The organism is Bradyrhizobium sp., from assembly GCF_049512235.1.
Lineage (GTDB): Bacteria > Pseudomonadota > Alphaproteobacteria > Rhizobiales > Xanthobacteraceae > Bradyrhizobium.
This window is the reverse complement of sequence record NZ_JBEKXH010000341.1, coordinates 1-6,878: the sequence shown is the minus strand read 5'-3', so window position 1 is coordinate 6,878 and position 6,878 is coordinate 1. Positions and strand designations below refer to the sequence as shown.

The window sequence follows — 6,878 nt, the reverse complement described above, 5'->3', positions numbered from 1 at the left end:
CGTATTTGCGCTGCGTCTACAGGATAATCACGGCACCGACGCATCGCACCAACCAGCGATCCGGTTGCCCGGACCCCTCTCCGGCGATGGAGAGGGGCAAGAGCAGAAAACGCCTATTTGGCGTTGTTGATCGCCTTGATGAGTTCGGTCACAGCGACATCGGACGTCTTGATCTCGCCATGGAAGAACTTGGTGACGACATCGTCATAGGCGGCGGCGACAGCAGGGGGCTGAGCGTAGTTCTGCGCCAGCGATCCGACAAACTTGCCGCTGGCGTTGGCGGATTTGACGTCGGCGATGCCCTTCTTGCCGCACATGTCGAAGTCGGTGTCCGGCACATCCATGCGGGCCGGCACCGAGCCCTTGATGACGTTGAAGGCCGACTGGAAGCTCTTGCTCATGGCTGCATCGGCGAGCGCAGTTTGTGCCGCCTTGCGATCGGCGGGCACGTTAAAGAATGCGAACATGTCGGTGTTGTAGATCACCGCGCCGTCGGTGCCCGGGAAGCGGTAGCAGATGAAGTCCTTGCCGGCTTCCTTGTTGGCCGCCCTGAACTCGCCCTTGGCCCAGTCGCCCATCACCTGCACCAGCGCGTCGCCCCTGATCACCATCGCCGTCGCCAGGTTCCAGTCGCGGCCGGCGTAATTCGGATCGGTGTAAGAGCGAAGTTTGGCGAGGTTGTCGAAGGACTTCTTCATGGTGTCCGACTTCAGGGCAGTCTCATCGAGATCGATGATCGCCTTCTTGTAGAACTCGATGCCGCCGGTGGAGGCGATGACGGAATCGAACATGGTTGCTTCCTGCCAGGGCTGACCACCAAGCGCAAGCGGAACGACGCCCGCCGCCTTCGCCTTGTCGAGCAGCGCAACGAAATCGTCGAAGGTCTTGGGTTCGGTGCCGCCGATCTTCTCCATCACGGCCTTGTTGAGCCAGATCCAGTTGACGGAGTGGATATTGACCGGCACGGTATCCCACTTGCCGTTGGTGGTCGTGAACTTCTGCAACGCCGTCGGAATGACCTTGGCCCAGCCTTCCTTGGTCGCGAGTGCCGTGATGTCGCCGAGCTTGCCGGCTTCCGCATAATCGAGCGCGAAATAGCCGAGGATCTGGGACGCGGTCGGCGGATTGCCGGCGGCGACCATTGCCTTCAGCGTCGTCATGGCGCCCGCGCCGCCGCCACCGGCAACGGGCACGTCCTTCCAGACATATCCTTCCTTGCCGAGGTCTTGCTTCAGGACGTTCAGCGCGGCGGCCTCCCCGCCCGAGGTCCACCAGTGCAGCATCTGCACTTCCTTGATGTCGGCGGCGGGCGCCGTCGTGCCAAAGCCGAGGACCGAAGCGGCCATCGCGCTACATAACAGTATGCTACGAGATTTCATTTTCTACCTTCCAAGGCGTACTCTCCCACCGGATTCGGTCCGGCCCCGTTTTCTAGAAGCCTTGCGCTGGCTTCCGATCGTTTTGGTTCGGGTCGGGTCCGGGACAGCCTCCCGCTCGTGCACGGACCTCGGTGAACCTTGAACGTGTTTTCATCGGTATAGTCGGCAACAGCGCGATGTCCAAGCTCCCGTCCAGGATGCGGCCGACGATATCCCCCGAACGCCAGGGGCCGGTCATCGAGCAAGGCCGGAGAGAATTCGGCACGGCTGAAGGTCCTTTCAGGTGTCGCGAAAGGTCGGCGCGCGCTTGGCACGGTACGCCGCGACGCCTTCGGCCAGGTCCTGGCTCATCGCCGTCAGCCCGCCCGCGAGCCCCTCGATCGGTGCATCCCTGTCCTCGCCTTCGGCAAAGTTGATCATCGCCTTGACGATCTGCACGGCGATAGGACCGCGCCTGGCGATATCGGCCGCCATGGCCTCGGCGCGCGCCAGGCCTTGACCCGGTTCCGCGACCTCATCGATGAGGCCGAGCGCAAGCGCGGCGTCATCCTCGAACATCTCACCGGCCAGCGCCATGCGGCGAACGACCGATGCGCCGAAACGGCGGACCAGCCGCTGCGACCCCGACCAGCCAGGCGCCATGCCGAGACCCGTCTCGGGCAAGCCCAGTTTGACGCCACGCTCGGCAATGCGGAAATCGCCGACCGCCGCCAGTTCCAGGCCGCCCCCGAACGCGTGACCGGTCAGCGCAACGATCAAGGGCGTGCGCAGCCGGGCGAGCGCTTCGAACGCGCGATGGTCGGCACGGGTCCAGCTTCGCCACATCTCCAGCGGCGGCAGGGCACCCCAGGCGCCGATGTCACCGCCAGCGCAGAACGCCTTGCCTTCGCCGCTCAGGATCGTGACGCGCGCGTCGGCCGTCTTGTCGATCGTATGGGCGGCCTCGGCCAGCGCGTGGATCATGGCCTGATCGAGCGCATTGAGCTTGTCGCCGCGCTTCAGCGTCAGTCGCGCCAACGGACCATCGAACGCGAGTTGGACGAACGGACTCATCGGACCGCCTCCATTGCGGGACGCAGCTGCAGCCTGATCGGCTCGGGATGGAACAAGTTCGCATCCATCGTTTTCAGGTGTGGGGACACCAGCAGCGGAAATTCGGACTGCGCCAGCACGTCGCGCTCAAGATTGACGCCCGGCGCTATCTCCAGGATGGTCAGCCCCGCTGGTTCCAGCCGGATCACGCAACGCTCTGTGATATATACGATCTCCTGCCCCTGCTGAACAGCACGGGGGCCCGAGAAAGAGATCTGCTCGACGGCTTCGACAAGTTTCCTGACCTTGCCTTCGCGGGCGATGTGAAGCGTGCCGTCCTGGATTTCGAGCGCCGCACCGGCCGTGAAAAAGCCCGCGAAGGCGATCCGCTTCGCCCGCGCCGTGATGTCGACAAAACCGCCGGCTCCAGCCGTCACATGAGGTCGTGATCCAAGCTTGGAGACATTGACGCAGCCGTGGCGATCGATCTGCAGGAAAGACAGCAACGACATGTCGAAGCCGCCACCCTGGAAATAAGTGAATTGCGCGGGCGATGGCACGATGGCTTCGGCGTTCGAGGCGCAGCCGAACTGGAAATCCAACAGCGGAATGCCGCCGACGGCGCCCTGTTCGATCATCCAGGTCACGGCACCGTGGTGCCCCTCTTCAATCAGGATGCGTGGCACGTTGGCGGAGATGCCGAAGCCGAGATTGACGGCATCACCATCTCGCAGTTCCTGCGCGACGCGACGCGCGATGGTTTTGCCGACGCCAAATGCCGGGGCTTCGAAGGTCGACAGGGGGCGGAAGATTTCGCCTGAAATCGCGGGATCATAGGGTGTGTTGGTGGTCTGCTTCTGATCGGGCGCGATGACGATCACGTCGACCAGAATTCCCGGGACAACGACATCATGCGGGCGCAAGGAACCGGCGGCGGCGAGGCGTTTGACCTGTGCGATCACCAGGCCGCCGTTGTTGCGCACGCTCAGCGCCTGATCGAGCGGGCCGAGAATGCCGCCCTCATGCTCATAGGAGAGGTTGCCGCGCTCGTCGGCAGTGGTGGCGCGGATGACGGCGACGTTGGGAACGATGGTCGGAAAGAACAGCCATTCATCGCCGGCAAAGTTCACGCGACTAACGATCGGGTCGACACGGGCCTTTGCATTCATCGCGCACCCCTCATGGTTGGGGTCGACGAACGTATCCATGCCGACTTTGGTCAATACACCAGGCCGCTTCGCCGCCGCCTCGCGATGGATGTCGAATAGAATGCCAGAGGGTACGTTGTAGCAAGGGATCGCGTCGTCGCTGACCATCTTCCAGATCTCAGGCGGCTGCGCTGAAGACGGCCCCGAGGGATAGGAGCCAGCAAGAACGCGCGCAAGGCAGCCAGCCTTGGCGATGTGATCGATACCTTTGACACCCCACATGTCGCCGGCGGCAATCGGATGCAGCGTCGTCAGATTGCGCGGATGGCCGTGCGCGTCGAAGCGCGCGCCGATCGCGGCCAGAACCGCGTCGGGGCAACCCAGAGCAGACGAGGACGAGACCGTGACGATCGCGCCGTCCGGGATGAGCTCGGCTGCGTCGCCGGCGGTAAGTACTCTCGGCCTGGCCATTGCTTACCCCTGGCTTGCTATGGAGGTTCCCCGGCCCGCTTCCGCGGCCTCGACCGTTGCGAGCGCGAACGCCAAAGAGCGCACGCCATCCTCGCCCGTCGCGGCGGGTGCGCCCGCACCGGCGGCGGCGTCCTGGAACAGCCGGATCGAGCGCGCATACAGATTTTCATGGTTCAGTGACAGCGGCACGGTACCGTCGGCGGTACGCAGCGCGACCTCGCCCTTCGGCTGTTGCGTCATGCAATCGGTGGCGACCAGTGATCCCTCGTCGCCATGGACTTCGAAGCCCGTCGTCGCGTAGCGCGTCGTAAACGCGTCATGGAACTGGGCGAGCACGCCCCCGGCAAAGCGGACGACGCCCATCACGCCATCTTCGAGGCCCGCTTCGCCCATGCCCGCGCGAGACACCATCGCACTGACGCTTTCAGGCTCGTCGTCAAGCACAAAGCGCAGCGTGTCCGCATCATGGACCGTGATATCGAGGATCACGCCGCCGCCTGCGCCAGGCCTCTTGATGCGCCAGCCCTGCAGGTGCGGCGGCAGGTAGACCGCATGAAAGACCCGGGCGAATAGCGGCCTGCCGATGCGTCCTTGAGCTATTGCGTCGCGCATGGCCCGGTGGGTCGCAGCGTTGCGCAGATGGTGATTCGTGCCCATGACGACGCCCCGGCGCTTGCATTCTGCGACCATCGCGCGGGCATCGGCCAAGGTCAGTGCGAGCGGCTTTTCGCACATCACGTGCTTTCCCGCCGCCGCGGCTGCAAACACTTGATCGCGATGCAGTTCGTTGGTGGTCGAGATATAGACGGCATCGATATCAGGGGCTTCCACCAGCGCGGCGAGGTCCGTCGTCGAGCGGGGAATGCCGTGGGTTTCGGCGTAGCGTTGCCCGCGCGACGGATCTGAACTGAACACCGCGACAACGTCGCCGCCGTTCGCACGCATGGCGCCGACCATGTGCTCTGAAGCGATGGTACTGGCGCCGATCAACCCCCAACGCAAACTCCTCTTCATGACACTCCCCTATCCTGAAACCTGGCGCCACAGCTTTCGCGCACGATCAGACGGGCATCGCCCGCGAACGACAGGCTGGCCGGATCGTCGTGGCGCAAGAGGCCGAGCAAGCCTTCGGCGCATCGCATGCCCATTTCCCGGGTATCGGCGCTCACGGTCGTCAGCGGCGGCGCGTTGTGCACGGCGTCTGCAATGTCGTCGAACCCGACGACTGCAATATCGCGACCGACCTCAATTCCGCGCAGAGCGAGCGCGCGCGTGGCGCCCATCGCGACGACGTCGTTGTAACAGGCGAATGCGGTTGGGGGCTGCGGGCTGTCGAGTGCCCGTTCAATCGCCATCCGACCGCCGTCTCGTGTCGGGGGGATTTCAAGGATCAAGGCTTCGTCCGCGGCCAGCCCCCAGCCATTGAGCGCAGCGCGCCAACCGGAGACCCGTTCGCGTTGCGTCGTCATGGTTCCGTCGCCGCCGATAAATGCGATGCGACGATGGCCAAGCCTCAGCAGGTGTTCGACAGCGGCCCGCTCGCCCTTCTGATTGTCGGGACCGATATAAGGGAGCGAACTGCCGATCATGCGGCGCATCGTGATGACTGCCGGGATACGCGATGGCCATTGCTGGGCCAGCGTCCACATATCGGTGCCGCGAGCGGGGCTCATGATGATGCCGGCGACGTTGTGCTCGCGCATCGCCCGAAGTACCTGCGCCTGGCGCGCGGTATCTTCATTGGTATTGGCAAGGATCGGCGTAAAGCCGCGTTGAAACAGCGCATCCTCGATCCCCGCCGTGAGCTCGGCGAAGAAGGGATTCTTCAAATCGCTCATGATCATCCCGACCAGATCGGATGATGCTGCGCGCAAACTGGCGGCACCACGATGGTAGACGTAGCCGAGCGCCTGCATGGCCTCGTTCACGCGCAATCTCGTCGCCTCGGCGACCAATGCGCTGCCCGACAAGACCAATGAAACTGTTGATTTGGAAACGCCGGCACGACGCGCAACATCAACGATGGTCACGCGACCAACGCGATAAGCGGCGTCCCCCCTCAGCGTCTCGGTCATTTCTTCCCTAGAATTTTGGATCGTTCCAAGTTCTTCTTCGACGAGGAATCCGCATTTTTCTTCCACAGGAGGAAGAAATTTGCGTTCAGTCCTCTTGCCAGTTGGAACGTGACAAACTAAGCGTATCGCAACGTAAAGGGATCGTCAACAAAGATTCATCCGAGGAAATGTTCGTGGCCGCTTCGCTCTGCCAGTCCGTACTCGACGCCCTGACAGATGTTGATATGCCAAAACATCATCCCGCTTGCACGGCCCAGGGATCGATCGAGGCTGACGGCATGAGGTTGCCGGTTTACACCTGCACCGCCCTCGTGCTCGGCAGCGGGGCGGCGGGGTGGCGCGCCGCCGTCGAGCTGAAGCGGCATGGCATCGATGTCGTTGTCGCCACGCAAAATCTCTACGGCGGCACGTCGGCGTGCTCGGGATCGGACAAGCAGACGCTGCATACGGCAGCGACCGGCCGGCATGGCGGACGACGAACCGAAGCGCATCACGGGCCTGCTCGCATTCCACGCCGCGGATCGCACTGCCGACAACCCGCTCGGACTTGCCGTGATCCGATGCGCCGATCTCGTCATCGCGGCGGGCGGTCCGGGCGAACTCTATCGCGACAGCGTCTACCCCAAGCATTGCTTCGGCGCCCTGGGATGTGCGCTCGAGGCGGGCTTGGAGGCGGTCAATCTGACGGAAAGTCAGTTCGGGATCAGCACGCCGCGGGATGGATTTCCCTGGAATCTGTCGGGAACATACGCGCAGTGCATGCCTTACATCCA

The 6,878-nt window shown here is 63.4% G+C and carries 7 protein-coding genes; 1 reads left to right on the top strand and 6 read right to left on the bottom strand.

What is annotated here, in order from left to right; genetic code table 11:
- Positions 1-113: 113 nt before the first annotated feature.
- From ABSG20_RS25530 to ABSG20_RS25505, 6 genes are all read right to left on the bottom strand, one after another.
- Complete coding sequence (locus ABSG20_RS25530) at positions 114-1,346, bottom strand: ABC transporter substrate-binding protein (protein WP_423867269.1); 1,233 nt, start codon at positions 1,344-1,346, stop codon at positions 114-116.
- Positions 1,347-1,658: 312 nt separating this feature from the next.
- A complete protein-coding gene (locus ABSG20_RS25525; protein ID WP_423867267.1) occupies positions 1,659-2,432 on the bottom strand; it encodes an enoyl-CoA hydratase/isomerase family protein in 774 nt (257 codons plus the stop codon).
- Complete coding sequence (locus ABSG20_RS25520) at positions 2,429-4,030, bottom strand: acyl CoA:acetate/3-ketoacid CoA transferase (RefSeq protein ID WP_423867266.1); 1,602 nt, start codon at positions 4,028-4,030, stop codon at positions 2,429-2,431. The genes ABSG20_RS25525 and ABSG20_RS25520 overlap by 4 nt, the downstream gene beginning before the upstream one ends.
- 3 nt (positions 4,031-4,033) lie before the next feature.
- Positions 4,034-5,044: a Gfo/Idh/MocA family protein gene (locus ABSG20_RS25515; RefSeq protein WP_423867265.1), complete on the bottom strand. Its 1,011-nt coding sequence runs from the start codon at positions 5,042-5,044 to the stop codon at positions 4,034-4,036.
- Complete coding sequence (locus ABSG20_RS25510) at positions 5,041-6,105, bottom strand: LacI family DNA-binding transcriptional regulator (RefSeq protein WP_423867264.1); 1,065 nt, start codon at positions 6,103-6,105, stop codon at positions 5,041-5,043. Before ABSG20_RS25510 ends, ABSG20_RS25515 begins: the two co-directional genes overlap by 4 nt.
- Before the next feature lie 155 nt (positions 6,106-6,260).
- The gene (locus ABSG20_RS25505; protein ID WP_423867270.1) at positions 6,261-6,551 is read right to left on the bottom strand and encodes a hypothetical protein; all 291 of its coding nucleotides are present in this window, start codon (positions 6,549-6,551) and stop codon (positions 6,261-6,263) included.
- Between ABSG20_RS25505 and ABSG20_RS25500 the strand changes: the two genes are divergently transcribed.
- The coding region (locus ABSG20_RS25500) for a hypothetical protein (protein ID WP_423867268.1) at positions 6,459-6,878 on the top strand (420 nt) is incomplete at its 3' end. The two genes, ABSG20_RS25505 and ABSG20_RS25500, sit on opposite strands and share 93 nt — an antisense overlap.

Bases quoted from the DNA above. Each gene is read 5' to 3' on its own strand.
- ABSG20_RS25510 (WP_423867264.1), bottom strand. From the start codon at position 6,105: ATGACCGAGACGCTGAGGGGGGACGCCGCTTATCGCGTTGGTCGCGTG.
- ABSG20_RS25520 (WP_423867266.1), bottom strand. From the start codon at position 4,030: ATGGCCAGGCCGAGAGTACTTACCGCCGGCGACGCAGCCGAGCTCATC.
- ABSG20_RS25515 (WP_423867265.1), bottom strand. From the start codon at position 5,044: ATGAAGAGGAGTTTGCGTTGGGGGTTGATCGGCGCCAGTACCATCGCT.
- ABSG20_RS25505 (WP_423867270.1), bottom strand. From the start codon at position 6,551: ATGCAGCGTCTGCTTGTCCGATCCCGAGCACGCCGACGTGCCGCCGTA.
- ABSG20_RS25530 (WP_423867269.1), bottom strand. From the start codon at position 1,346: ATGGCCGCTTCGGTCCTCGGCTTTGGCACGACGGCGCCCGCCGCCGAC.
- ABSG20_RS25525 (WP_423867267.1), bottom strand. From the start codon at position 2,432: ATGAGTCCGTTCGTCCAACTCGCGTTCGATGGTCCGTTGGCGCGACTG.